Genomic DNA, 26,917 nt, shown 5'->3' on the forward strand with positions numbered 1-26,917 from the left:
GTTTATTTTAATGAGGTAATTTCCGCGTCAACCCCTAAAGGGTTACCGGCTATCCGGCATAGTAACGGAAAATCAGGGTTATTTAATATCCAGTATTCGGTGGTTTCGTTACGTGCAGCCACATGTAACACACTGATGACTTTTCCATCCACAGTAATTGTCTCCGGTTTGCCATCGCCTTTAAGGTCATAAATGGTGTTGTCGTACTGGTAACTTTTATGGCTTATCAAATTTTTGAAAGCCTCTTTGGAGATAAAAAAGAATGTTTGATTGGATAGCGTTACTGTTGTATTGGGCTCCGGCTGAACAAAGTTTAGCTTATTGGCTTTGTTGACGGCGCTGGGTAGTGCCACGTACCGGCCGGTGGCTGTGTTCCGTATTTTCCAGTCTAATACTACGCTGTCTGATAAACGGGTTACCTGTAATGCCATGGCAACGGTTTGCCCGTGAAGTTTAAGATTATATCCAATAACACTACCTTGTTTTACCGAAATGTTTTGCTGCGCTTTAAGTACCAGCGCCTGCCCTGCCAACAATAAAAAAAATAATAGCTTTTTCATGATGTTATTAGTTAGCATTAGGTGGTAATATTTGTGTTCCCCAATTGGTGGGCTTGTCTGTCATCTCAAAAACCAATTGACCGCCATTCACAATGTCAGCATGCTGAATCCAGGATTGATTATGATCTTTACCGTTAAGACTGGCCGATTTAATGTACATATTGCCGGCAGATAAATTTTTAGCGATGATGGTAAAATCCTTGCCGTTTTCCTGGTGCAAGATAACCTGTTTTAGCATAGGCGAATTAAGCAGGTAATAAGACTGACCTGCATTGGGGTAAAAGCCCATCATTTGAAAGGCCAGCCATGACGACATCGCACCCGAATCATCATTACCGGGCAAACCGGTTGACGAAGTATTAAAACTTTCGGTTACTATTTGCCGGATGCGTTTAGTACTTAAATCCGGGCGACCAATCCAATGGTACAGGCAGGGTGTTAAAAACGAGGGTTCATTATCTACGTTGTAAAACTTCTTGTCGAATAAAGTATCTAACCGTTGTTTAAACGCTTCGCGGCCGCCCGATTTTTCGATCAGTGCAGGCACCTGGTGAGGGATGCTCAGGGAATACTCCCAAGAAGTAGCCTCGTAAAAAAAGCCGCACCAATGGCAAACATACCAGGGATACTCATGACTAAGGGGTGTATACTTAAACGTAGGATGCTGATTATTGGAAGTACCGTAAGGTATATCATCCAACCAATGCCCGGCCGAATCTTTAGGCATAATGAAGCCCTTTGCGCCGTGCTGGGTGTAATCATCTCTCCAGAGGTTGCGCCAGTTATCGGCCTGTTTAATAAAGCGCTGATAAACCGCAGTTTTACCCAATCCTTTAGCTACCATGGCTATGCAATAATCTTCGTAGGCATAGTCGGTGGTGCGGTTACCGGCACGGGGGATGTGATACGGCACATAACCTAATTTATTATACTCAGGCAAACCGCCCCGGCCTTCTTTTTCTTCAATTCCGCCTGGCGGCACGGTGGCGTCTTTCAGCATGGCGTCCAGGGCCACGTTATAGTTAATTCCCGTAAGGCCCTTGGCATAGGCATCGGCTATCAATACATCGGCATTAGATCCACCCTGCGTGCGGCCGTTATAATTACCGCTGCGTGCGTCGGGCATGTAGCCGTCGTGCTTATAAATATTGAGCAACGCATTTACAATTTCGGTTTGTCTCTTAGGCGAAATTAAGGTAATAAGCGGGTTAGATGACCTGAATGTATCCCATATGGCGTAAAAGTCGTCGTAGTAAGGTTCATCACCATTCCACAAAGGGTTTTCGTGCGTGCGGTTAACAGGCATCAGCATGGTGTGATACAAACCGGTATAAAACATCTTTTTCTGCTCGGTGGTTGCATCTTTATTAATCTCAATGCGGCTCAGTAAACCATTCCAGTTGCTTTGCAGCTGGGACAGGGTTTTCTCAAAGCTCCAGTGAGGGATGTCTTGCGCAATGTTCTCCTGGGCTTTACCCTCACTTACAAATGAAATACCGATTTTTACTTTAACTGTATCAGTGCTGCCTTTTTTAAAAGCTATTAGAACACCGGTTTTTTGTCCCGAATCAAATTGCTGCTTAACGCCCGGATGCAGCTGTGCACCTTTCCATGTAGAAAGATTTTGCATAGGCTGATCAAATACAGCATCAAAATAAACGGTATAAGCCGCGCCGTTATTCCAACCGCCCCTGATGCGGCTATAGCCGCGCACTTCTGTATCAGATATTACTTCAATTTCAGAACCTACAAATTGCTGCGCTTCGCGGGAATCAGGCACCGGCTGCTCCCCTAAAAAGAAACCGGCATCAATAGCCAGTGCTTTGGCTGTGTTTTTAGGATAAGTAAATTTATAGAAAGAAGCTTTTTCGGCAGTGGTAATTTCGGTTTTGATATTGTGCTTTTTGAGCATTACGCTGTAATAACCCAAGGCCATCTTTTCATCCTGGCGCATAGATGAATGGTCGATCCCGATTAGGCTGCCGGTAAACGGCATGATAAGGATATTACCATATTTAGGACCACCACCAGTACCGCTTACATGCACCTGGCCAAAACCGGTAACCGGTGCCGGATCAGGCAGCCAGCCGCTATTTGGCCGGGCCGTACAGTCGGGACTGGGTTTTACCATACCAAACGGATATGACGGGCCGATAAATACGCGGCCCACCCCTTCAGATCCAATTCGTGGATCAACATATTGATGCAATGCAGTTTGCGCTTTAACGGGCTGGGTAGCCGGTAGCAGCGTGATAAGTAAACCACTACATAGTTTAGCAATAGTGCTATTGATATTTAACATAGCGGAGATTTATATTTTCAGGAAAATCTTGTTTTTGTAAAGGAAATACAACAGCGCCACCTGTACCACAATGATGGCTGCGGCCGTCCATACCGGTTGCCACAAAATTGGGGCAAAATTGATCAATCCGCCAAAAAGGTAATTGGCGGTGTGCAAAAAGTTAACCGCACCTTCGGCCGCCAGGTATATGAGGATAGAGTTGCTGCCGATTAATATAAACGGGAACGCCCATTTACGGAATTTAGCCACATCAACAATCAGGTAAAATACTGCCAAAAACAGCAAACTGAAGCCGCCTACATATAACACGAAAGAGCTGCTCCATAAACGCTTATTAATAGGGAAATTAAAGTTCCATAACCATCCTAAAGCAATCAACACGATACCTGCGCCAATTAATACCAATCCCTTTCTTAGCATAGGCCAGTTTGGAGAGATGAACTTTAAAAACTGCCCGGTGAAAACGCCTAACAAAGCTGTACTGATGGCTGGTATGGTAGACAAAATACCTTCCGGGTCGTGCACACCGTCATGCAGGCGTCCGGGTAATAACAGCCTGTCTATATACGATTCCAAGCTGCCATTCATGGTAAGCACGCCGGCACCGTAACCAGGTACCGGGATAAACATCATAGCGGCCCAATAACCTATCAATATCCCCCAAAACCATATAATTTGCCCTTTGAGGTTGAAATTAAGATAAATGAGCCCTGCAAAAAACCAAGCCAAACCAATACGGCCTAATACACTGGCAAAACGGGTATTTTCGTAACCGTTAAACTTAAAAAGGCCGTTTACTACTACGCCTAAAAAAACCAGTATTAGTGTGCGCCGGATCATGGTCGCATATATTTTACCTTTTCCGTCAGCAGTCAATTTACCCTGCATAGAATATGGCATACTTACGCCCGCAATAAATAAAAACAGTGGGAATATCATATCGTAAAAGGTAATGCCGTCCCAGTCGGTATGGTGTAACTGGCCCGACATCCACAACAGGGCGGGCCATTGCGTGGCCTTGGCCAAAGCATGGATTAACCCCTCGCCGCTGATAATCCAAAACATATCAAAGCCACGCAACGCATCTAAAGACATCAGCCTTTCGGCCTTTGGTTTTACCGGTACACTCATAAAGCTGCTTTGATGGTGTTGTGATATTTTTTGTAAAGCTGCTGAGCAACTGAAATACTTTCGCCTTTTGTGGCAGTTGGATAAGCGTTATGTGCATTTACCCAATCCCACTCCCAATTACGGATACTTTTATCAAAAGCCTGCACATCCATTTCTTTTTTCTGTTTCATAGACTGCTCAACTTCTGCAAAAAACTTCTCCCACCGCACTTTATAAAATCCGTTGAGCAAACCGCTCCACTGGCGGCAAGAATACTCGTGCAATGGGCTATTTTTATCACCCCAAAGCGTAATCAAATCGCGGGCATTTACTTCGTACAAATTTTTCTCAGCAGTTGTGGTTCCACAGTTACGGGCATCAGTCAGCCATGGGCCCAGTAAAAAGTCTTTACGGGTAGCTAACAGCATGTCCATATCAGTAATCAGCTGAAGGTATTCGTTGCTGTACTTTTTGAAATCAGCGCTGTTTTTTTCACGGTAAGCTTTAACCCATTTGCGCTGCAGAGGCTCTGCATAGTTGGCCAGTACCTGACGGGTTACATCAACCAAATCGTATCCAAAACCATCACTGTTTTTACAGGCAGGTGCCGCCAGCATCATTTCGTCCCAGGCGGGCAGCAAATCCTTACGGTTATAATTCAGTTTGGTTTTAGTCCAAACAGTGGCACTGTCAAATGTTGGTCTGCCGGTAATGATAGACTCTGCCCCATCGCGAATGTCTTTACCATTGTAGGCTGTACGTTTAAGCACTTGCCATGCATTTACGGCATGCTGGTTTTTGCTGCCATAACGGTTTAATATATATTCATTCAGCCAGCTATCAATAGGTATTGAGGTATTTTGCCAGGTGTGTTTGGTCATCAGCTCATACAGCACTGGGTTTTGTTCAATAGCTTCCATGGTTAGGCCGATGCCTTCCATTTTACCCGAAGCTGGGTCTTTGAGGGCAGCGGCCGGTCCTTCGGCAACGCCTTCCATACGGCCAAACATCGAAATATTACCGCCAAAATTGTGCAGCATATTCCAAATCCATGGCTTGCCGTAGTAAGCATCAGTACGTTTCCACACCGGCTCAATCTCAGTAGCCAGATCCAGCATAATCATGTGGTCGTTAGGAACGGCTTCTAACAATGCCTTAATCTGAGGAGTTTTCCAAAACTTGCGATCACTGTAAAATAACCAGCCCTGCATTACCCAAATAGCTTTCGAGTCAGCTTTGCTCATGGCCTGGTATATCCGGTTGCTTAAGGCCGACAAGTAGGCAGGGTCATCAGTAGGAGGTTCATTTTCATTGAATGTATCGGCTGAATATAAATGGTCGGTGCCGTATAAACGGGTTTGCACTTCTAAAAACTTACGACCAATTTTTTCAAACATCGGGTCTTCGGTATCCAGAATGTAGGTATCGTCAAAACCGTTGGTCCAGTTAGTCTGCTTTAATTTAGACGCCGGGAAACGGGTTTTGAAAGATGCCGGTACGTGGCCGGTGAATGACTGCAGCACAGGTTTCATACCCATAGCTCTTTCGCGTTTTAATATTTTTTGCTGTAAATCGCGGTGACTGGTCATCCAGCTAACCGGCAGCGGGCCACCCCAGCCATCTAAATTACCCATCCAGAACCACGAAAAATAAGCAGGACCACAAAAAAAACCTTTTAGATCCTGATCGGTGAAGCCCATGCTTTTGTATACCTCATACCAGGTATACTCCTGCCCGGTTAAAGCCAGCGGCATATTAATGCCGTGCATAGCCATCCAGTCAATTTCTTTTTCCCAGCGTTTCCAGTCCCACCAGCTCATGCTGTAGTTGTAGGTACAATAGTTTAAGTAGTAGCGATAATTATAAGGCGTATTTTTAACCACCTTGCGTGTTACAGCCGGTGCTTTTGCAGGTAATTTTAAATTAGTACCGTTCCAGGTAATCTGGCAGTGCGCGTATTCGGTAAGGTAATAATACAGGGCCGACGCAACCGCTACGCCGTTGTTGCCGCGCAGTTCAATCTTGCCGTTTTTACTTTCAATCTCAAAATAATCTTTACCTATTTTAGAAGCAATTTGCTGTACTTTAAACCAGTTTGCCTTACCCGGAATTACGCGGTTTATTAAAGCATAAGAGGTTTGTTCAACGGTTTGTGCTATAGATAAAAAGGGTAATAAAGCGAGTGCAAATAGTGCTGGTAACTTTCTAACTTTCATTAAACAATAAATATAGTATGGCTATGGATTTACGGATATACTTTTACTTGCTTTGCCGGCAATGTTTAACTGCTTGATTAACGCATCAGGCGAATTGTTGATAACAACGGCGGGGGTTGTCTGCGACTTGTTCAAAATTAAGCCGTCGATATTTAACTTTTTCACGTCATCAGCAATCAAAGCTTTGCGTAAATCGGTTTTTTGGTAATTAAGTTTTACATTTTTAAAGCTGATACCGCTGGCGTGTCTTATATAAAAACCCCATACAGGCAGCTCACCAAACATCGAAAATTCGGGATAATCGCCGATTACCTCCGGGATATCTTTTAAGTCTGCAACATTAAAGTTTTTGTAATCTTTCGCAGTAGTACCCTCGTAAGTAATTTCGATATTTTCTAAGGTAACATCCTCTACATTGTGCCCGGGTATACCGGCAATAGCCGATGGGAAAACATGATGCTTAAATGGCACTTCCGGCCCATCCATGTGGTAGCCTGCATCGGGTTTACCCGCAGGCACCTGTACTTTTACATTACCAATGTACACTCTGCGCAAAACACCAGGATCGGCCGATTTTTTACGCTGACCTAAACGCAAAAATATAGCATTGCCAGTATTAGTTGCGGTTACATTCCGAATATCTATATCTTCTAAAGTGCCGCCATCTACTGTTTCTAAAGCAATGGCAGAGCGGTAGGTATCATATACGGTAATGTTATGTACCTTAATTTTTTTAAATCCGCCGTGCGATGCCGTACCCATTTTAAAAGCACTGGCGCTTGAACGTACGCGGCAGTCATAAATCTCGATATTTTCGCAGGCACTTTTCGGGTCATGAGATTTAAGGCAAATGCCGTCATCAGCCACATTAAAAAAACTGTGAGCCAGCTTCACGTTTTTGCAATCTACCAAGTCAATACCATCATTATTTAAAAAGGTATTACTTTCTACCTTGATACTGTCAATTAGCATGTTTTCGCAATTGCGGTAATCCTGTATCCAGCACAGTCCGTTTTTAATAGTAATATTTTTGATGATTACATCACGGCAGTTTTTAAAATCAATCAGGTGCGGCCGGTTATCTTCGGCAGGGCGCATCTGGTGCCAGTCGTTATATTTCTGCCACTCATCATCCTTTAAGGTACCGACACGCAGCATACGGTAAATATCCTTAATCAGCAGGTCTCCCCTACCGTCGATTATTCCATGTCCGGTGATAGCCACATGATTGACATCGTTAGCCACAATAAGCGCAGATGCTTTTTGCGGACCGTAATCAATACGCTTGATGGTAGCCAGCAATGCGCCGCCTTTATCTACATGTAAATCAACGTTAGATTTAAGATATAATACGCCGGTTACAAAGTTACCCTTAGGTATTAGCACCATGCCTCCGCCATTGCCAGAAGCTGCATCAATAGTTTTTTGGATGGCCTTGGTATTATCAGTTTTGCCGTCGGCCAATGCGCCGTATTTAACTATATTATACGTTTTACTTTGCGCATAAGCATTGTTTACTAATGTAAAACATTGCATGCTTATAACACCGAGCAAAGTCAGACAAGTATTTTTAATCATTTTACTAACTATAGATAAAAATTTAACACTACCAATACACTGTATAAAGTGCGGTTAAAACACCTGTAATAATTACAGCCATGATGATAAACGCTGGGTTAACACTGAAGTCGGACCGTTCGGGTTGTTTAATGGCAGAGGTGTATACTTTAGGTTTGATTAAGCTTATAGCTACCATCATAATAACCACCACCACAAAGGTGATCGTCATGCGGTCTAAGAATGGATAATCCGGAAATGCTCCATGAGTCCAAACAGGTAAAAACTTTAAGGCGGTTGAAATAGGCACCGTTAATATGGCAGCAGCCATGGCAGCACCGGACGTGGTACGCTTCCAGAACAGACCCAACATGAATATAGCCAGTACACCCGGCGAGAAGAAACCCACGTACTCTTGTATAAATTGGTAAACCTGGTCGAGCGAACGCAGTGCTGGAGTAACAACAGCTGCAATCAACATACAAACAATAACAGCCCAACGCCCGGTTAATACCAGCTTACGCTCAGAGGCCGACTTGTTAAAATACTTTTGATAAATATCCAGCGAAAAAATAGTGGAAATACTATTTGCTTTACCAGCCAACGAGGCTACAATGGCGGCAGTTAGGGCAGCAAAAGCTACACCTTTCAGTCCGGGCGGCAGCAAATTCATTAAGGTTGGATAAGCCTGATCAGGTTTTACCGTGCCTGTAGCGCCTAGCATTTCCTGCTGAAAAAGGCCTTTGTTGTGCAGCACATACATGATAATGCCTGGTAATACAGCAATTACCGGAACCAGCAATTTTAAAAACGCAGCAAATAAAATACCAGTACGGGCAGTTTTTAAATTAGCGCCCAAAGCACGCTGTACAATGTATTGATTACAACCCCAGTAAGCCAGGTTATTGATGAGCATACCACCAATAATTACTGATGTACCCGGCAACTCCATATAATGTGGACTCGATTTATCAAAAATCATATGCAGGTGGTCAGGGGCCTGCTGTTTGAGTACCGAGAGTGCCCGGATGATATCCTCACCGTAGCCAAAATTTTCGGCCAGCTTTGAAAGCGCCAGGTAAGTGGTAACTAAGCCACCCGCTATTAAGACGATAACCTGTATCACGTCGGTGTAGCCGATAACTTTCATACCGCCCAGAGTAACAATTACCGAAAATACACACAATGCTACTACACAAAAACCGAATGACAGGCCCGAAATTGCATTAACAGCAATGGCACCTAAATATATGATAGAAGTTAAATTGACAAATACATAAACCAGCAACCAAAACACAGCCATGATGGTGCTTACCTGGTTGTTATACCTTTGCGCTAAAAATTGCGGCATGGTAAATATCTTATTTTTAAGATAGAGCGGAATGAACAGCCAGGCTACCAAAATCAATGTAGCGGCAGACATCCACTCGTAGCTGGCAATGGCCAGCCCCATAGCAAAACCCGAACCTGACATGCCGATAAAATGCTCGGCAGAAATGTTGGATGCTATTAATGATGCACCTATAGCCCACCAGGTAAGTGAGCCTTCGGCTAAGAAAAAGTCTTGAGGGTTTTCGGTATCTTTCTTTTTACGATAGATGTAATAACCGTAAGCCGATACCACAATAAAATAAATGAAGAATACAATAATATCGGCCGTCTGTAAATGGTTTTTGCTCATAATTGGTTATAAGTGTTGCTTTGCTGGATTTTTAGCCCTGTAAATAACTCATATTTTCAGGGTTTATCAAACATTCACACTATAAATAAATGGTGCCGAATATAAACGAACAACCCCCGCTTATTAACGGGGGTTGTTTGTTTATTGAGTAAGATTAATTAGCGTATCCCGGGTTTTGAACCAATTTGGTGTTGGTTTGGAAACCTGAAGTTGGAATAGGGAATATACGACGGTAAGTATCGGCGTTAGTCTTACCTAAGCCCCAAGTACCTTCGTACTTGCCAAAACGAATCATGTCGTTACGACGCCAGCCTTCGTAAGCTAACTCCTTTGCACGCTCGCTGTAGATACCGTCTAAAGTGATGGTACCTAAAGCCGGAGTTGTGGTACGGTTAGCTTTGATTTGATTAACCAATGATAAAGCCGTTGAACCTAAAGTTGCTGCGCCACCACGTAAAATAGCCTCAGCCTTCATCAACAGAATATCTGAATAACGGAAAACCGGATAGTCGTTATTTTGATTACGGTTAATTGGGTTAGTGTAATCAGCTAAAAACTTATTGTTACGGTAACCAGTGTTCCAGGCAATTTCGTCGCGGCCTAAATCGTAATCAGAGTTAGTACCTGTACGAGGTTTGAATGTTAACTGAGACAGTACTAACGGGTAAACATAAGTAGCATTTGGAGCCGAACCTTTATAGAACTGGTCATATCCGGCGTTAGTGGTGCTCACCATAATTGGGGTTCCGTCTTGCCAGTACTGCTGACCAGTTAACCACTGCTTATTTCTGATGTCATTAGGGTCATCAAAATTAGCATAGAACTCCGCAGTAGTCATTGACGGACCGCTTGGCCTGTTGTTTACCAAACCATTACCGGTGTTTTGGTTTATAACAGGATCGGTAAAGCCGCCAGGTGTTGAACCTGAGTACAAGTAACGGATCCCTAAGTTGCGATTAAGATTATAACGTGCAAAGATCATATTACCACCGTTAGTCGATGCATCATAAGGAATTGCAAAGATGAATTCCTTTTGCGTAGTTGGACCGTTAGTTGGGTAGAACATTTGCAAATAAGAAGCCATCGGTTCTACCGAATATTTGCCTGAACTAATAATTTGATCACAAGCTGCTATACAGTCGTCATAACGTGGAGCACCAGTGTAAACAGCAGCATTCAAATACATTTTAGCCAGGATGGAATAGGCCAAATACTTGGTTGGTAAACCATAAGTTGTTGTGTTTACATCTGTTTTTAGATAAGGCAAAGAATTTTTCAATTCGCTTTCTACAAAGCTAAATACCTTGGCGCGAGGTGCGGTAGGTTGTAAATCTTTGGCACCATATAAGGTGTCTAAAGGCACGTTACCAAAACTATCCATCATCATGTAGTAAGCAAAAGCACGTACCGTTTTTAATTCGGCCAAGCTGGTGCTTTTTGCGCTGCTGGCAGGAGCTGCGTTAAAGATAGAGATGGTTTGGTTGGCTACACCGATCAGGTTTGTTAAATAATACCAAACGCCACTAATACCAGAGTTATCCTTTGTCCAGGTATGGCGATGCAATTCCTGGTATCTGTTACCGTCAATCCAATCTGTGTTGTAAACAGCTAAAACACTTTCGTCGGTGGTATGGCTTTGTGAAAAAAAGTAAGCTCCGGTATAATCACTACGCAGTGCTATATATACTGCTCCCGATGCTGCCTGATACTGGGCAGGCGTTTGAGGGAAAATATCTGGTGTTAATTCGGTATTTACTTTCACGTCTGTTTTGTGACAAGAGGATAGCCCTACAGCTATACCAATCACAGACGCAATGGTTAAAAATATCTTTTTCATGACTCTTTTACTGATTATAATGATACGTTAACGCCCAATAAGAATGTACGTGTTTTTGGATAAAAGTTGTTGTAATCAACACCCGGCGACTGGCCACCTTGGTTAATCTCAGGATCGATGCCTTTGTAACCTGTAATTACAAACAAATTGTTAGCGGTTACATACAAACGTATATTGCTGATAGATTTAACCGGCTGTTTAAAGTTGTAACCCAAAGTGGTGTTATCCAATCTTACATAAGAACCATTCTCTAAATACCGGTCAGAGTAGAAGTAATTTCTGATATCGGTAGTTTTATCGTCTGATGCGCTGCGCAAAATATTGTTGACACCTGCGGCAGATGTATTAGATAAATCTGCACGGGTGGCATTAAATATTTTATTTCCGAATGTGCCTCTCAAAAATACGTTGAAATCAAAATTTTTGTAACGGAAAGAGTTGTTCCATCCCATTATCAATTTAGGCTGCGGACTGCCCGCGTAGAAGTAGTCATTTCCTTGAGTTGGCTGTATAGTAGTTGATCCGTCTCTTTTGTAGAAAAGTGAATTACCATTAGCATCTTTACCTGCATATCTAAAGGTAAAGAACTGACCTAACGGATATCCTACTTTCAGGATTTGTAAGGTAGAACCTGATTGACCTGGGCCTTCAGGAGATGAATACTGGATTGAGTCGCCGTTAGCGTAAGGGCTTTTCAGGCTGGTAACTTTGTTTTTGTTGTAAGCAGCAGTGATAGAGCTTGACCAGTTAAAGTCTTTAGTTGACACTGCATTGGCTGTTAAGCTAAGCTCAATACCTTTATTGTTGATACTACCGCCGTTTGCGTTAATACGTCCACCAGGTACAAGCGCTGCCGACACATTATAGCCGAAAAGCATATTACTAGTGTTTTTGTTATACACGTCAATTGTACCGGTAATTTTATTTTTAAGAATTGCAAAGTCAAGACCAATGTTAGTAGTTGCTGTACGCTCCCATTTCAAATCAGGGTTTTGACCTTGGATTGGTGAATAAGCACCTGCTTGGATACCATTGTTATAATAGGTACCGCTTGACCCGTACAATAATTGGGCAGTGTATGCACCAATACCAAATGAGTTACCAGTTACACCATAACTTACACGCAATTTTAAGTTATCAATTACAGACTGATCTTTCATGAAGTCTTCCTGATTGATAGCCCATGCGATACTACCTGCCGGGAAATATCCCCAACGATTGTTAGCACCAAATACAGAGCTACCGTCTCTTCTAACAGATCCCTGAAGAATATACTTCTCTTTGTAGTTGTAGCTTACCCGGAAGAAGTCAGAAATCATTAAAATTTTACCATAAGTCTGGTCGTTACCTGTATTGATACGGTAACCAGAAACTGCGTAAGGGTTACCCAGAGCAAGGTTGTTGTAACCAATATTATCAGCAGGAAAATTGGTACTTGATACCTGGATTCCATCACCATAAACGTTATCCTGGTATGAATAACCCAAAACGGCGTTTAATGAATGGTCACCAAATTTCTTATTCCAGCTTAAGAAGGTTTCGAGTGTTTTAGTAGTATTAGAAAAATCGCTACGGAGAGCAGATCCATTTTGACCAAAATTGATCAAAGAGTGAGAAATGCCAATACCTGGGTCGGGGTTGTTATAGAAACCGGCGCTTGGATATTGGTTGTAATAGCTGCTGTAAAACTCACCATGTTGTGAGGTTGTTTTTTGATAAGACAAGTTTACGTTGTAAGTAAAACCAAACGGCAGTTTAGCTTCGGTTACAAATGAACCTAGCAACACATTATACTTGGTATTATCTTGTGCGTTATTTGAAAGCGATAACGGGTTATAATAACCACTGGTATTAAAGTTTTCAAAGTAAGTACCATTTGCGTTATAAATAGGGCTTACCGGCAGGTGTTTAGCAGCCTGTAATAGCACTATATTTTGCAGCGGGACATTGTTAGAGTTGCTGGCAGAGTTTGATAAGTTTAAGCTGAACTTCAATTTGTCGTTTAAAGCATACTGATCAACTGACAAACGGCCAATTACACGCTCTAAAGAGCTTCCTTTTAAAATACCTTGTTTTTTGAAGTAGTTGATGCTGGCGCTGTAAGTGCCATGCTCAGAACCACCGCTTACAGAAATGTTGTGATTTTGTGCATAAGCAGTAGAACGTTCTATCGCTTTCATCCAGTCGGTATTAGCACCAAAATCGTTGCCTGATGTGAAAGTAGTATTATTTTTTGCTAAGAATGCGCGAATTTCATCTGCATTCATCAGGTCCAACTGGTTGCTTACCTTCTCAACGCCGCCGTAACCACTGTAAGATACAACTGACGATCCCTTTCTACCGCGTTTAGTAGTTACCATGATAACACCTGCCGAAGCTCGGTTACCATAAATAGCAGTTGCAGCAGCATCCTTTAATACATCAATAGTTACAATGTCATTAGGAGCAACGGCAGCAATATCTGCACCTGGTATACCATCAATTACATAGTAAGGAGAACCCGGGCTGTTTACTGTTGAAGCACCACGTAAAATAACAGCAGCAGGTTTGTTAGGGTCGCCGCTGGCAGTAATATTTAATCCCGGTACTTTACCTTGCAGTAATTGACCTACGTCAGCAATTGCACCGCGGTTTAAATCTTCTTGTTTTACTTGTGTAATAGCACTTGATACGGTTTTGCGTGAGCTTGTACCGTAACCTATTACAACAACGTCTTTTAAAGAGTTGCTGCTTTCGGCCAATTCAAAAGTGTAAGTAGTTTCGTTGGTCACTCCTACTTCTTTTGTGGCATAACCAATAGAAGTAAGCACTAAAGTTTCGCCGCTGGCGGCGTTGATGCCGAATTTGCCTTCAACATCAGTTTGGGTTGCGCGGGCTGCGCCTTTAACCGTAATGGTAACGCTTGGAATAGGCTGCCCCTTGTTGTCAGTCACTTTACCTGTAATACGCCGGCCGGTCTGTGCAAAAGACTGCCCAAAAGCGAAAAACAGAGCAAAAAGAAGCCAAAAAGGTAGCATTCTACCTTCGTAGATACGTAAATTTAATCTCATAGTTTGGTTCGTTATTTAATAGTGTTCAGAAAGTATATTGCCATTAAAACTTAAGTTTTGCAGGCAGGTATTTAGCAATTAACTCTTGGTAATACCCCTTGATGTTTTCCCAGTTTGGAGCAACAGGGCTTTTTGAATATAAGTCATAAGGGTTAAACAGCTTCACCCATTTCAGCATCTCGCGATCATGGTCGTCCAGCAAGTAACCATACTCGCCTTCGCGGTGCCATGAGTAAAATGAGTGGTAACGCAGCATGTACAAAGCAGGCTCAGGCAAATAATCTTTCATCATCTGGTAAACGTACTCGTCATGTCCCCAAGACATGGTAACGTTTCGTAAACCACAGCCCTCTTGGTAAATACCTAATTGAGTGTTGTATTCTGGATTGCTTGAATCAGGGTTAAGCGCAAAAAACTCTGGATAAACAATTTTGTTAGAAAAAGCACAACCCACCGGAAAGGTGTCTCCAACTACAGCCCATTGCGGTTCGCCGAACAAGCAAAGTACTTTGCCCATGTCGTGCATTAAACCGGTAAGCACCATCCAATCCGGATGTCCATCAGATCTGATAGCTTCTGAAGTTTGCAGTAAATGCTGAAACTGGTCTAAGTCGGTATCAGGATCTGAATCGTCAACCAATTGGTTCAGAAAATCAAAAGCTTCCCAAATGGTTTTTTCCTCACGGTTAAAGGCAAGAAAATCTTTTCTTTTCTCCTGCACAAAATCGTAAGTTTGGTAAGTGTGGTTTAATTTGTAAAACTCTCTTACCGTATCACGTGCCGGATCATCATACTGACGGTACTCTTCGGTACTTCTGGTAGTAGCAATACTTTCCGGATCAGGGTAACGCGATAACAAATCATCTTCCCAGTTGTCGAGGCTTGCAAGAGGATTAATTTCTGAATCTTTCAGCTCTTTCATGTTTTTGCAAAAATAAGCAAGCTTTACGAGATTTAAGCCTGCGGTTAATAATCGGTAATGCCATTTTTTGACTGTACTAAGTTACCACGAGTGCGTCTACCGTTTGTACAATACGGTACTTTTTTTTACGAAACCGTTTTCGATAGATAATTTCTATATTGCATCACCAATAACTATCAGATGCCGTCCGTTACCTTAAAAATGATTGCCAAGGAGCTGTCGCTTTCAGTAGCAACAGTTTCTAAAGCATTAGCTAACAGTTACGAAATAAGTGAAGGAACTAAAAACATTGTTTTGGAAGCGGCGCGCAAAATGGGATATATTGCCAACCCATACGCCAGCAGCCTCAGAAAACGCCGCAGCAAAACTGTAGCGGTGGTAATACCTGAAATTGCTGATAGCTTTTTTGCCAAAGTAATTAACGGTATTGAGGAAGTCGCCCTGTTTTACGGCTATCACGTGCTCATTTACATGACGCATGAGAGTTTAAGTAGAGAACAGGCTATTATGCAAGATTTTAGGAGTGGCCGGGTAGACGGAATACTAATGTCGGTTTCTGAAGAAACAGATACAGTGGAGCATATTGCGGCGGTAATGGACAGCAGCACACCTGTTGTTTTTTTTGATCGGGTACGCGAAGAGCTGCCTACTACCTGTGTAGTGACGAATGATTTTGAGAGCAGCTATACGGCTACGACTCATCTGATTTCAAAAAACTGTCAAAAAATTGCCTTTGTAGGCAATTCTCCTACTCTGGCCATCAATCGCAACCGCGAAAGCGGTTATAGATCCGCATTAAAAGAGCATGCAATTATCTACGAGAACGTATTAATTTGCGGAAACGATTTAAAAACTGATTATACTATCTTATCGTCGCTTTTTGAGAGCGATGATAAACCAGACGGTATCATTTTGAGTGTAGAGAAATTAATTCCGCTTTTATATCAGGTATGCCACGATTTAGACATCAAAATTCCGGGTCAACTTAAAGTACTTACGTTTACCAACTTTGCCATGGCCGAGTTTTTAAACCCTCCGCTTACTACCATCAACCAGCCGGCTTACGAAATTGGTAAGGTTGCAGCACAAACCTTGTTTAAAAAGCTGGCCCGAAGCAATCATATTTCTGAAGCTGAATCTATAGTGTTACCATCAGAAATAATTTTTAGGCAATCATCCAATTAAGCGAGTAGTTTGCTTTAATAATTTAAGACAGCTCTCCCCCAGCCCATATCGCTGTCGTATTACGTTTTAAAACCTATATTACGGGGAACGATGTATAACGGCCCGGCCATGTGCGCTATATCGGTGTTGATCTTAATGCCGGCTCACATCCGTTTACTCACCAAGCTGCTGCTTTTTTAGCAAACAATTACCTACTACAATTAGCGCGTACTTATTTTTAAATCATTTAACTAAATACAGATTTAAGATATTTTACCTTACCCGTTCAAGAACAATATGCATTATACTTCTGTTATAAATAAGATTTCGCATTGAGTTTAAGATGCGTCAAACAACACTCACACCTACCCATTAAAGGCAGCATATTTCCTGGATGACGCTTATGCGCCGTTAGTAAATGTAATCAGGTAATTCACTTTATATTAACAGCAATTTTATCTCACTATGTCAGAAGCCATTAAACAGTTTCAGATTATAAAAGCTATCAGCAATATTGATCACCGAGAAACCGATAACCTTGCTATTGAAGAACCCCTGGAGATAAGGTTGGTCTATGGCCCGTTGCAAAGTCGCATTGTCAAGAGCATATCTGTCACCATGCGTACGCCGGGTAATGATGCCGAGTTGGCCACTGGCTTTTTATTTACTGAAGGTATCATTAAATCGGCAAAAGATTTAACTCATGTTTATCATAACACTGTTGCCTGCAGCGAAAACAAGCAAAATATTATACAAGCCGAGCTAAGAGAAGATATAACACCACACCTGCAAAATACAGAAAGAAATTTTTATACCACCTCCAGTTGTGGGGTTTGCGGCAAAGGTTCCATTAGTGCTATTAGAACGGTACATGAATTTGCTTGCCAACAAGAAACCTGGCAAATTGACCACGAATTATTGTACCGCTTACCACAGGTTTTACAAGACCACCAGGCTGTATTTGCTGATACAGGCGGTTTGCATGCTTCAGCATTGTTTAACTTAGATGGCGAACTGCTTATGCTGAGGGAAGACGTAGGCAGGCACAACGCGCTGGATAAATTGATTGGCTCAGCACTAAAGGCGAATCTGTTGCCTTTAAGTAAATCAGTATTGTTGTTGAGTGGCAGGGCAAGTTTCGAACTGATACAAAAAGCGGCGTCGGCCGGCATAACGCTGGTTGCAGCCGTCGGAGCCCCATCAAGCCTGGCTGTAGAACTGGCGCAAGAATTTAACATGACCTTGATAGGATTTCTCCGTAACCAACGTTTTAACATTTACAGTGCTCCGCAACGTATTTCATCTACCTTGCACCCTTTAAATTTAATCGATTTGGTGGCATAACAAGCACATGCAGCCATTGTTATTACTACACTATCTGAAGACGGATTTTATAAAATGAAGATACGCATTAAAGGTAACAGTTTACGTTACCGGCTTACCAAATCTGAAGTAAGCACGCTGGCCGAACAAGGCATCATCCAGGAAAAGACAGACTTTCCAGCTAACACGCTTACCTACGCTATTAAGGCCTCGACGTGGGCCGAACTTACTGCCGATTTTAAGCAGTCGACGATCACACTCCATGTGCCACAAAACATTTTAAAGCAATGGGCTGATACCGACCAGGTGAGTATTGAAAGCAACATGTTGCTCCCGGATGGCAGTACTTTCTATTTGTTGTTAGAAAAAGACTTCAAATGCATAGATGTTGATGCAGACGAAGACCAGTCTGATTTTTTTGAAAACCCACATTTAGCTTGCTGATATGAAAGAGCCAGAAAACGAGCAGTTACCAAAAGCCGAAAATCCTTTAACACTTTCGGAATTGAAACGGTCAAAACCGGAAAGCATAGCTGCCGGTGCCGAAGCGGTTTACGAATCAATTAAGCAGGTACTGGGAGAGGCTAACTTGGTGAGGGGCAACGTGGCATTATTTAAACTGAACCAAAAGGGGGGCTTTGACTGCCCGTCCTGTGCATGGCCCGACCCTGACGATGACCGCTCGCCCATTGCCGAATACTGTGAAAGCGGTGCTAAAGCTGTGGCCGAAGAAATAACAACCAAGAGTTTAAGAGCCGATTTTTTTGCTCAAAACTCGGTTTACGATTTATCATTGTTAGACGATTATCATATTGGCAAAGCAGGCAGGATTGCGCAACCAATGTATTTACCAGAGGGGGCTACTCATTACCAGCCCATCACCTGGCCTGATGCGTTTAAAAAAATCGCACAGCACTTAAATAAACTCGCCGACCCAAATGAGGCGGTGTTTTATACCTCGGGCAGAACCAGTAACGAAGCGGCTTTTGTATATCAGTTATTTGCGCGCGAATATGGCACCAATAACCTGCCCGACTGCTCTAATATGTGCCATGAGTCTACCAGCGTAGCTTTAAAAAAGCAATGTGGTTTGGGCAAAGCTTCTATCAAACTGGATGACCTTTACCAGGCCGATGTGATTATCATCATCGGTCAAAACCCTGGCACTAATGCCCCAAGGATGCTTTCGGCTTTGCGTAAAGGCCGCGAGAATGGCGCTAAAATAGTAGCCATTAACCCCATGCGCGAAACCGGCCTCATCGGTTTTTCAGACCCGCAAAACGTAAAAAGTGCTTTGCACATTGATACCAAAGTGTCTGACCTGTATCTTAAACCACGCATTAACTCTGACCAGGCTCTTTTAAAGGCGATAACAAAAATGCTTTGGGAAGAGGAGCAAAAAGTACCGGGTGCGGTATTTGATCATCAGTTTATTGCCGAGTATACCACCGGCTACACCGAACTAATAGCCGACGTGGCCAACTATAACGTTGATGATCTATTGGCTATCTGCGGACTGGAGCGCGAAGAAGTACAAAAACTAATTAACTTAATTAGGTACAGCAGTCGCATTGTATTTTGTTGGGCAATGGGTATTACCCAGCATAAAAACGCTGTAAACTCTATTTATGATATGGTTAACATACTGCTTTTAAAAGGCAGTATAGGCAAACCGGGCGCCGGCACTTGCCCCGTGCGCGGACACAGCAACGTGCAGGGCGACCGTACCGTAGGTATTTGGGATAAGCCTGCCCCAGAAATGCTGGATAAAATTAAAGAAGTTTATGGATTTGAACCGCCCCGGGAAGATGGCTATGATGTGGTAAAAGCATTAAAGGCCATGCACGAGGGTAAGGCAAAAGTATTTTTTGCAATGGGAGGCAATTTCCTGTCAGCTACACCGGATACCAATTATACGGCAACAGCCATGCGCCGCTGTGACCTTACAGTACATGTAAGCACGAAACTGAACCGCAGCCATTTAGTACACGGCAAAGAAGCGCTAATACTACCTTGCCTGAGCCGCTCTGATAAAGACATTCATGATGGCAAAGAGCATTTTGTGTCTACCGAAGGCACTACGGGCGTTGTACAGTCATCAAAAGGCGTACTTGACCCGGTTTCGGACGATTTATTGAGCGAGGTACAGATTTTGTGTGGTGTGGCCAAAGCCACCTTTGGCGAAACAAGTAAAGTGAATTGGGATAATTTTGAAAAAAATTATGATACTATCAGAGATGATATCGAGAAGGTTGTAAAGGGCTTTGATCATTACAATGAAAGAGTACGTGTTAAAGGGGGATTTTATTTACCTAACGGTCCACGCGAGCGAAAATTTGATACCGAAACAGGGAAAGCTGTTTTGTTTGTAACTCCTTTAGAAACGCAAAAACTCCAACCAGGCGAGCTGCTCATGATGAGTATTCGCAGTCATAATCAGTTTAATACCACCATTTACGGACTTAAAGATCGCTACCGCGGCGTTGATAATGAGAGGCGCGTTATTTTTATGAACTCAGCAGACATGCAAAAACAGGGTTTGGCAAAGGACGACGTAGTAGATATCTACAGTTATCACAATAATGAAGAGCGTGTAGCCAAACAATTTATTGTAGTTAATTATGATATAGCCGAAAGCAGCGTAGCCACTTATTACCCGGAAACCAATGTATTAATACCGGTAGATTTTACCGCCGATGGCAGTAATCAGCCGGCGTCAAAATCGATAATTGTTAAACTAAATAAAACGAGCTAACTATTGATAGAATGCACTAATAGCTTATCATCAAACTCAATAAACCACGATTAGGATTTATAATAAACGCCGGGCAGCTTTTAAAGCGTTAGCCCGGCATTTGTTATTTAATCATCTAACTAAAATAGCATTATCGATTATGTTATTCAATTTACTAACTGGAGATGCTGCTGAGTTCTGATATTTACTCACTTCGTAAACTTTTAACAGGATTAGCCACAGCGGCCTTTATAGCGTGCGAGCTAACGGTTAACAGTGCAAATAGTATAGCAGTAGCACCGGCAATAACAAAAGCCCACGGACTGATGCTGATTCGATAATTAAAAGCCATTAACCATTTATCCATTAAGTACCATCCTATCGGCGAGGCAATCAGGATAGATAGAACCACCAATTTCATAAAATCTGCTGTTAGTAATTTGGTTACACCTGATACACTGGCACCAAGTACCTTGCGGATGCCTATTTCCTTTGTTCGCTGCTCGGCTATAAATGCGGCCAATCCAAACAAACCTAAACAGGCAACAAATATAGCCAGCATTGAAAAAGTAGTAGCCGTGCTTGCCATGTGCTGCTCGGATGCATAAAGGTTTTGGATACGATTGTCCAGAAACTCAAAATCAAAGCTTGAGTTAGGCAGGTCTGTCTTAAATTTACCTTCTACGTTATGCATTAACTGCGTCACATCCTGCGTATTGTAACGTACCAGCAAGGTACGCAACGACTCTGGCGCCTTGTTCATGGTGTAATATACATACCCTCCTACTTCGTTTTTAAGTGATTGGTAATTAAAATTTTTAACCACACCAACCACTACTGTTTTATGTGCCATTTCGCTGGTGATATATTTACCGATGGCATCCTGCGGAGAATAAAAACCGAGATAGTTTAGCACGGCCTCATTGATTAACGCATAGCAGATAGTATCTCCCGAAGCCACTGTCGCTGGCAATGGTTGACCGGCAAGCAACTTCAATTGCATCGTTTTTACAATAGAACCATCCGTATGACAGGTTTTAACCGGCATCCCTTCTTTATCGGTAATTAACTTTCTTACACTGCGTCCGCTTTCAACATCACCCGGAACTGATTGCACAGCCGATACGCTTTCTACACCCGCCAAACCATGCAGGTCATTAATTAAGGCAGCAACCTGGTTCTTATTTTGAGAAGAGGCTATGTTGATTGAAACAATACCGTTTGGGTTATAACCTAAATCCTTGTTTCGGATAAAACTAATTTGCTGTAAGATGATAATTACAGCAATGATTAATATAACCGATGATGCAAATTGAAACACCACCAAGGTACGGCGAACAAAATCTCCAGTCGAGTTTTTCAATTTCAGCTTATTCATCAAAACCAGCGGCGATATGCCTGACATAGATAAAGCCGGATAGCTCCCCGCCAGCAGTGTAACAATAAACCAAATGGACACTAAACCAACCAAAATTGGCCAAGACAATAATGCCGACCGTGTTAAAGCGATGCCGGTTATACTTTGAAATACCGGTTCGGCCAGCAATGCCAAAGTATAGCCTATAATTATGGCGATTAGCGAGAACAATGCAGTCTCACTATAAAACAGCAAAAGCATCTGCCTGCTGTCGGCTCCTAATACCTTGCTTACGCCTACTCCTTTAGCTCGCTTTTGTGAACGAGCAGTAACCAGATTCATGTAATTAATACAGGCAATAAACAGTATCAGCACCGACAAAAAAATCAAAGCTTTAACCGTACTTATGCTGCCTGGCCTTGACGTATAACCTTCACGAATATCTGCCGAATAAAGATGCACTTCGGCCAGTGGCTGAAATAAAAATTTCGTGAAAAATTTATTGTCTTTACTTATGTTTTTATCAATTAAAGCGGTGGCTTGTTGCTGCACACTATTTAAATCGGCACCGGGTTTTAACATACAGTAAGTCTCGTAGCTGGAGTTACTCCAGTATACGTCTTTACCTGCCCAAGTGTCCATAATATTATAAATCATATCACAATCAACGGTACTGTTAGCGGGCATATCTGCATAAACACCCGACACGTGTAAGGTATCCCGATTGTTTACATAAATTAGTTTGCCTAATGCCGAACCATTGCCGTACAAACGAACTTTGGCGGCTTGCGAAAGCACAATTGATTTTGGCTGCGAGAAAGCGGTACGGGAACTACCCTCTATAAACTTTACATCGAACATCCTGAACACGGTTGAGTCGGCCATGTATAAACCCCTTTCCGTAAAATTTTTCTCATCAGTTTTAATGGAAACTTTTGCACCAAAGTCGTGCTTAATGAGCCTTGTGGCCAACTGTACCTGCGGTATATTTTGGCTTAGGGCCGGGCCAACGGCATTTGGCAACTCAGACCATACCTTATAATTATAATCGGCTGACGTTTGCATATTTACACGGTAAATATCCTTGTAATTAATAAACATCCGATCAAAACTCATTTCATAGGTTATGCACGCAAAAAGCGTGATACAAACGCACATGCCAATGGCTAAACCGGCAATGTTAAGGGTAGAGAACAATTTGTTACTCACCATATTACGCCAGGCAATTTTTAAGTAGTTTTTGATCATAGCTGATTAGTTGCATTACTAACACAAACTTTATTCATTCTCCAAACGCTATAGCAAGGCACCGAAGAAATGAGTATTGTGTCAACCGAATTACTGCCAAAGTATATACCGTTGACGTAAATGATTGACAAACAAGTTATTGAAAACTACAGCAAAAGTAAATATGTCCGTTTTTGATACAGCGATCGTTCGGTATTAATCAATGAGAGAGAGAACAACTAATAAAAGTAGCTGGAAAAAAAGCAAGAGTTTTTTTTATGGAAACTAAAATATGTTGCCAGACTATTAAAACAGTAAACAATAGTGCCAACTAATTAGCCACAGACATTACAGGCAGGAAGAATATTAACCCATCCCGCCTCCCTTTCCTCCCGGGCGTATAAAACGCAAAAGCCCCTTGTCTACCAAAGACAAGGGGCTGATAAGCGAAAAGGATTGGGCGCCGACCTACTCTCCCACGTGTTACCGCAGTACCATCGGCTCAGGCGGGCTTAACTTCTCTGTTCGGAATGGGAAGAGGTGGACACCGCCGATATAGGCACCTGAATATTTTAATGTTGCTTTGGGTGGTTGGGTTATGGAGTTTTTCAACTATCTAACCATTCAACTACGGAACCAAGGTCAACAATGACATTGTATTGAAAGAAGTGATTGTTTGCGGGAAAACAACGGTGATTGTTGTTTTGATGGTTGGTGGTTTAACCGGAAAGGGTTAAACCACCATTATCTGTTGTCGAAGAAAGCTTCGGGCAATTAGTATTACTCGGCTATGATGTCACCACCTTTACACCTGTAACCTATCAACGTGGTAGTCTACCACGACCCTCAATGGAAGTCTCATCTTGTGGCTAGTTTCGCACTTAGATGCTTTCAGCGCTTATCTATTCCAAGCGTAGCTACTCTGCAGTACAGCTGGCGCCATAACAGATTCACTAGAGGCTTGTCCAACCCGGTCCTCTCGTACTAAGGTCAGCCCCACTCAAACTTCCAACGCCCACAACAGATAGGGACCGAACTGTCTCGCGACGTTCTGAACCCAGCTCGCGTGCCACTTTAATCGGCGAACAGCCGAACCCTTGGGACCTTCTCCAGCCCCAGGATGTGACGAGCCGACATCGAGGTGCCAAACCTCCCCGTCGATATGAGCTCTTGGGGGAGATCAGCCTGTTATCCCCAGCGTACCTTTTATCCTTTGAGCGATGGCCCTTCCATGCAGAACCACCGGATCACTATATCCGTCTTTCGACCCTGCTCGGCTTGTCTGCCTCACAGTCAAGCAAGCTTATGCTATTGCACTCCACGTACGGTTACCAAGCGTACTGAGCTTACCTTTGAAAGCCTCCGTTACCTTTTTGGAGGCGACCACCCCAGTCAAACTACCCGCCAAACAATGTCCTCCGCTGTGCAGAGTTAGACACCAAATACAGAAAGGGCGGTATTTCAAGGTTGGCTCCATGAGTCCTGGCGAACCCACTTCGCTGCCTCCCGCCTATCCTACACATCCTGTATCCGATATCAATGTTAAGTTGTAGTGAAGGTGCATGGGGTCTTTCCGTCCCGTTGCGGGTAACCGGCGTCTTCACCGATACCACAATTTCACCGAGCTCATGGCTGAGACAGCGCCCAGATCGTTACACCATTCGTGCAGGTCGGAACTTACCCGACAAGGAATTTCGCTACCTTAGGACCGTTATAGTTACGGCCGCCGTTTACCGGGGCTTCGATTCAATGCTTCGCCTTGCGACTAACATCCCCTCTTAACCTTCCGGCACCGGGCAGGTGTCAGGCCTTATACGTCATCTTTCGATTTTGCAAAGCCATGTGTTTTTGTTAAACAGTCGCCTGGGCCTTTTCACTGCGGCTGCCATTGCTGACAGCGCCCCTTCTCCCGAAGTTACAGGGCCATTTTGCCGAGTTCCTTAGCCATGAATCACTCGAGCACCTTAGGATTCTCTCCTCGACTACCTGTGTCGGTTTACGGTACGGGTTTTGATAACCTGAAGCTTAGCAGGTTTTCTTGGAAGTCTGATTACCATCACTATCACGCCACCCGAAGGCTTTGTGTACTATCAGCTTTCAGCAAATCTGGCGTACTTTACTACCAAACCTATACCTACGGCCTTTAACGTTCTATTCCGTCAGAACGCGGATGTGTCACTACTCCGTCACTGCATCGCAGTTATCAAAAGTACGGGAATATTAACCCGTTGTCCATCGGAATCTCCACTCGGATTATCCTTAGGCCCCGACTAACCCTGATCCGATTAGCGTTGATCAGGAAACCTTAGTCTTTCGGTGGGCGGGTTTCTCTCCCGCCTTATCGTTACTTATGCCTACATTTGCTTTTCTACAATCTCCACATGCGCTTGTCGCGTCATGCTTCACTGACGGTAGAATGCTCCCCTACCAGTGTATATAAATATACAATCCATAGCTTCGGTATACTATTTAATGCCCGTTTATTATCCATGCCCGACCGCTCGACTAGTGAGCTGTTACGCACTCTTTAAATGAATGGCTGCTTCCAAGCCAACATCCTAGCTGTCTGTGCAGTCGGACCTCGTTAGTTCAACTTAATAGTAATTTGGGGACCTTAGCTGATGGTCTGGGTTCTTTCCCTCTCGGCCCTGGACCTTAGCACCCAGAGCCTCACTGCAGCGTATATTACTCAGCATTCGGAGTTTGTCTGGATTTGGTAGGATTTGACTCCCCCGCACCCAATCAGTAGCTCTACCTCTGTGTAACTTTACCGCCACGCTGTTCCTAAAAACATTTCGGGGAGTACGAGCTATTTCCCAGTTTGATTAGCCTTTCACCCCTACCCACAAATCATCCGGAAACTTTTCAACGTTTATCGGTTCGGTCCTCCAGTACCTGTTACGGCACCTTCAACCTGTCCATGGGTAGATCACAAGGTTTCGCGTCTACCTCCTCTGACTGCACGCCCTATTCAGACTCGCTTTCGCTTCGGCTTCGTGTCTTAAACACTTAACCTTGCCAGAGAAGAGTAACTCGTAGGCTCATTATGCAAAAGGCACGCCGTCACAGAACAAGTCTGCTCCGACCGCTTGTAAGCACACGGTTTCAGGTTCTATTTCACTCCCCTGTTCGGGGTTCTTTTCACCTTTCCCTCACGGTACTGGTTCACTATCGGTCTCTGGGTAGTATTTAGCCTTACCGGATGGTGCCGGCAGATTCCTACAGGGCGTCTCCGACCCCGCAGTACTCAGGATACTACTAGGTTATTTATTATTACGCGTACGCAGCTCTCATGCTCTATGGCGGGCCTTCCCATACCCTTCCGCTTCTGTTAAATATACCACATCGTAGTCCTACAACCCCCAACTTGCCGTAACAAATTGGGTTTGGGCTGTTTCCCTTTCGCTCGCCACTACTCAGGAAATCACTATTGTTTTCTCTTCCTCTGCTTACTTAGATGTTTCAGTTCAGCAGGTTTGCGCATTTATGCAATCCATCTTCAATGGATTAGGTTTCCCCATTCGGAAATCTGCGGATCAATTCATATTTGCTAATCCCCGCAGCTTATCGCAGCTTATCACGTCCTTCATCGCCTCCCAGAGCCAAGGCATCCCCCGTGTGCCCTTTCTTACTTTCTTCTATCTATACCGCTTTTGCTCGGTATGATATGTCTTTATGTTCGTTCGTTATTTGTATCGGGTATCAGGTAATTAGTATCAGGTATCAAAACTTGCATCCTGCTACTGCTACTTTATACTTGCTACTCCATACTTACAACGTCCTTCACTGTTGTTTTCTCGTTTACAATTACTTCTTCCAATATGTCAAAGAACTTTTGTTTTCATCTGTAGCGGAATCTCATATTCAATGATCCCTG

Annotated in this window: 14 protein-coding genes and 2 rRNA genes; 4 read left to right on the plus strand and 12 right to left on the minus strand. The window is 43.2% G+C overall.

The annotated features are described in order from the left end of the window. Positions 1–2: 2 nt before the first annotated feature. From AAGR14_RS16280 to AAGR14_RS16320, 9 genes are all read right to left on the minus strand, one after another. Positions 3–560, minus strand: a complete 558-nt coding sequence (locus AAGR14_RS16280) for a hypothetical protein (protein WP_342645299.1) — start codon at positions 558–560, stop codon at positions 3–5. A 7-nt stretch (positions 561–567) separates the two neighbouring features. After that, complete coding sequence (locus tag AAGR14_RS16285; RefSeq protein ID WP_342645300.1) at positions 568–2,862, minus strand: GH92 family glycosyl hydrolase; 2,295 nt, start codon at positions 2,860–2,862, stop codon at positions 568–570. Positions 2,863–2,871: 9 nt separating this feature from the next. Continuing rightward, positions 2,872–3,993: a DUF5009 domain-containing protein gene (locus tag AAGR14_RS16290; protein WP_342645301.1), complete on the minus strand. Its 1,122-nt coding sequence runs from the start codon at positions 3,991–3,993 to the stop codon at positions 2,872–2,874. Next, entirely contained in the window at positions 3,990–6,188 is a 2,199-nt protein-coding gene (locus AAGR14_RS16295) for an alpha-N-acetylglucosaminidase (protein WP_342645302.1), read from the minus strand. Before AAGR14_RS16295 ends, AAGR14_RS16290 begins: the two co-directional genes overlap by 4 nt. Positions 6,189–6,209: 21 nt before the next feature. Further along, positions 6,210–7,724: a glycosyl hydrolase family 28 protein gene (locus tag AAGR14_RS16300; RefSeq protein WP_342645303.1), complete on the minus strand. Its 1,515-nt coding sequence runs from the start codon at positions 7,722–7,724 to the stop codon at positions 6,210–6,212. Positions 7,725–7,794: 70 nt separating this feature from the next. Next, positions 7,795–9,426 (minus strand): sodium/sugar symporter, encoded by a 1,632-nt coding sequence (locus tag AAGR14_RS16305; RefSeq protein ID WP_342645304.1) that lies wholly within the window; start codon positions 9,424–9,426, stop codon positions 7,795–7,797. Positions 9,427–9,580: 154 nt separating this feature from the next. Beyond that, complete coding sequence (locus AAGR14_RS16310) at positions 9,581–11,263, minus strand: RagB/SusD family nutrient uptake outer membrane protein (RefSeq protein ID WP_342645305.1); 1,683 nt, start codon at positions 11,261–11,263, stop codon at positions 9,581–9,583. Between the two features lie 14 nt (positions 11,264–11,277). Beyond that, positions 11,278–14,313, minus strand: a complete 3,036-nt coding sequence (locus tag AAGR14_RS16315) for a SusC/RagA family TonB-linked outer membrane protein (RefSeq protein WP_342645306.1) — start codon at positions 14,311–14,313, stop codon at positions 11,278–11,280. Between the two features lie 43 nt (positions 14,314–14,356). Further along, positions 14,357–15,235, minus strand: coding sequence for an inositol oxygenase family protein (locus tag AAGR14_RS16320; protein WP_342645307.1), 879 nt, complete (start codon positions 15,233–15,235; stop codon positions 14,357–14,359). Between the two features lie 180 nt (positions 15,236–15,415). On the opposite strand from AAGR14_RS16320, the gene AAGR14_RS16325 reads away from it, so the two are divergent. From AAGR14_RS16325 to AAGR14_RS16340, 4 genes are all read left to right on the plus strand, one after another. Further along, a complete protein-coding gene (locus tag AAGR14_RS16325) occupies positions 15,416–16,420 on the plus strand; it encodes a LacI family DNA-binding transcriptional regulator (RefSeq protein WP_342645308.1) in 1,005 nt (334 codons plus the stop codon). Between the two features lie 444 nt (positions 16,421–16,864). Further along, positions 16,865–17,743 (plus strand): formate dehydrogenase accessory sulfurtransferase FdhD, encoded by an 879-nt coding sequence (gene fdhD / locus AAGR14_RS16330; protein ID WP_342645309.1) that lies wholly within the window; start codon positions 16,865–16,867, stop codon positions 17,741–17,743. 54 nt (positions 17,744–17,797) lie between these two features. Beyond that, positions 17,798–18,166, plus strand: a complete 369-nt coding sequence (locus AAGR14_RS16335; protein ID WP_342645310.1) for a hypothetical protein — start codon at positions 17,798–17,800, stop codon at positions 18,164–18,166. Position 18,167: 1 nt separating this feature from the next. Next, positions 18,168–20,477, plus strand: a complete 2,310-nt coding sequence (locus AAGR14_RS16340; RefSeq protein ID WP_342645311.1) for an FdhF/YdeP family oxidoreductase — start codon at positions 18,168–18,170, stop codon at positions 20,475–20,477. A 184-nt stretch (positions 20,478–20,661) separates the two neighbouring features. Here the strand turns inward: AAGR14_RS16340 and AAGR14_RS16345 are convergent, their stop codons facing one another. The 3 genes from AAGR14_RS16345 to AAGR14_RS16355 form a co-directional block, all read right to left on the minus strand. Continuing rightward, positions 20,662–23,061 (minus strand): ABC transporter permease, encoded by a 2,400-nt coding sequence (locus AAGR14_RS16345; protein ID WP_342645312.1) that lies wholly within the window; start codon positions 23,059–23,061, stop codon positions 20,662–20,664. Between the two features lie 434 nt (positions 23,062–23,495). Beyond that, a 5S ribosomal RNA gene (gene rrf / locus AAGR14_RS16350) occupies positions 23,496–23,607 on the minus strand. A 187-nt stretch (positions 23,608–23,794) separates the two neighbouring features. Next, positions 23,795–26,679: ribosomal RNA gene (locus tag AAGR14_RS16355) — 23S ribosomal RNA — on the minus strand. Positions 26,680–26,917 lie beyond the last annotated feature (238 nt).

Origin of the sequence: Mucilaginibacter sp. CSA2-8R (assembly GCF_038806765.1) — a bacterium.
Classification (GTDB): domain Bacteria; phylum Bacteroidota; class Bacteroidia; order Sphingobacteriales; family Sphingobacteriaceae; genus Mucilaginibacter.

Excerpts from the sequence above, each read along its gene's own strand:
- AAGR14_RS16280 (WP_342645299.1), bottom strand. The coding sequence starts at position 560 with ATGAAAAAGCTATTATTTTTTTTATTGTTGGCAGGGCAGGCGCTGGTA.
- AAGR14_RS16285 (WP_342645300.1), bottom strand. The coding sequence starts at position 2,862 with ATGTTAAATATCAATAGCACTATTGCTAAACTATGTAGTGGTTTACTT.
- AAGR14_RS16290 (WP_342645301.1), bottom strand. The coding sequence starts at position 3,993 with ATGAGTGTACCGGTAAAACCAAAGGCCGAAAGGCTGATGTCTTTAGAT.
- AAGR14_RS16295 (WP_342645302.1), bottom strand. The coding sequence starts at position 6,188 with ATGAAAGTTAGAAAGTTACCAGCACTATTTGCACTCGCTTTATTACCC.
- AAGR14_RS16300 (WP_342645303.1), bottom strand. The coding sequence starts at position 7,724 with ATGCAATGTTTTACATTAGTAAACAATGCTTATGCGCAAAGTAAAACG.
- AAGR14_RS16305 (WP_342645304.1), bottom strand. The coding sequence starts at position 9,426 with ATGAGCAAAAACCATTTACAGACGGCCGATATTATTGTATTCTTCATT.
- AAGR14_RS16310 (WP_342645305.1), bottom strand. The coding sequence starts at position 11,263 with ATGAAAAAGATATTTTTAACCATTGCGTCTGTGATTGGTATAGCTGTA.
- AAGR14_RS16315 (WP_342645306.1), bottom strand. The coding sequence starts at position 14,313 with ATGAGATTAAATTTACGTATCTACGAAGGTAGAATGCTACCTTTTTGG.
- AAGR14_RS16320 (WP_342645307.1), bottom strand. The coding sequence starts at position 15,235 with ATGAAAGAGCTGAAAGATTCAGAAATTAATCCTCTTGCAAGCCTCGAC.
- AAGR14_RS16325 (WP_342645308.1), top strand. The coding sequence starts at position 15,416 with ATGCCGTCCGTTACCTTAAAAATGATTGCCAAGGAGCTGTCGCTTTCA.
- fdhD (WP_342645309.1), top strand. The coding sequence starts at position 16,865 with ATGTCAGAAGCCATTAAACAGTTTCAGATTATAAAAGCTATCAGCAAT.
- AAGR14_RS16335 (WP_342645310.1), top strand. The coding sequence starts at position 17,798 with ATGAAGATACGCATTAAAGGTAACAGTTTACGTTACCGGCTTACCAAA.
- AAGR14_RS16340 (WP_342645311.1), top strand. The coding sequence starts at position 18,168 with ATGAAAGAGCCAGAAAACGAGCAGTTACCAAAAGCCGAAAATCCTTTA.
- AAGR14_RS16345 (WP_342645312.1), bottom strand. The coding sequence starts at position 23,061 with ATGATCAAAAACTACTTAAAAATTGCCTGGCGTAATATGGTGAGTAAC.